The 582-nt window shown below is 39.2% G+C and carries 1 protein-coding gene; it reads right to left on the bottom strand.

Going from position 1 to position 582, the window contains the following annotated elements; translation table 11 throughout:
- Window positions 1-427 (bottom strand): IS200/IS605 family transposase (gene tnpA, locus AACQ83_RS24410; protein WP_112886976.1); only part of this gene is annotated, 427 nt, incomplete at its 3' end.
- Window positions 428-582 lie beyond the last annotated feature (155 nt).

Below are 582 nucleotides of genomic sequence, written 5' to 3'. Positions count from 1 at the left end.
GTGTACTTAGTTTATCCTGAAGTAAATCTGACTTTTCTTGCTCTCTGATATATTTACGGATTGTCGCTTCATTCAACCCCACTGTGCTGACGTAGTAACCTTCCGACCAAAACTTCCGGTTGCCAAATTTGTATTTTAAATTGGCATGTTTGTCAAATATCATCAACGCGCTTTTACCTTTTAAGTATCCCATAAAACTTGAGACACTGATTTTCGGGGGAATACTCACGAGCATATGTACATGATCTGGCATTAGATGTCCTTCGATTATTTCAACACCTTTGTACTTACAAAGGTCTCGTAAGATCCCACCTATACTTGAACGTATACTGGCAAAAATGACTTTTCGTCTATATTTTGGCGAAAAGACGATATGGTACTTGCACAGCCACTTTGTATGGGCTGAGCTTTGTGCTTTAATTCCCATAAACACCTTTCCTTATTGAAGTTACGTATATTAGCTTGAACATCTATATCGTAACGGAAAGGTGTTTTTCTTGGTATAACCCTTGGCCTCCACCCGCATAGCGGGGGGTTTTATGTTTAAGAAGCTTACGCTACTTAAACTGGCTAAAGCCATAA

The sequence above is a fragment of the Photorhabdus sp. S10-54 genome (assembly GCF_963878145.1).
GTDB classification, from domain to species: Bacteria; Pseudomonadota; Gammaproteobacteria; order Enterobacterales; family Enterobacteriaceae; genus Photorhabdus; species Photorhabdus kayaii.
The sequence above is the reverse complement of the archived record's forward strand: the minus strand, read 5'-3'. Positions and strand labels throughout refer to the sequence as shown.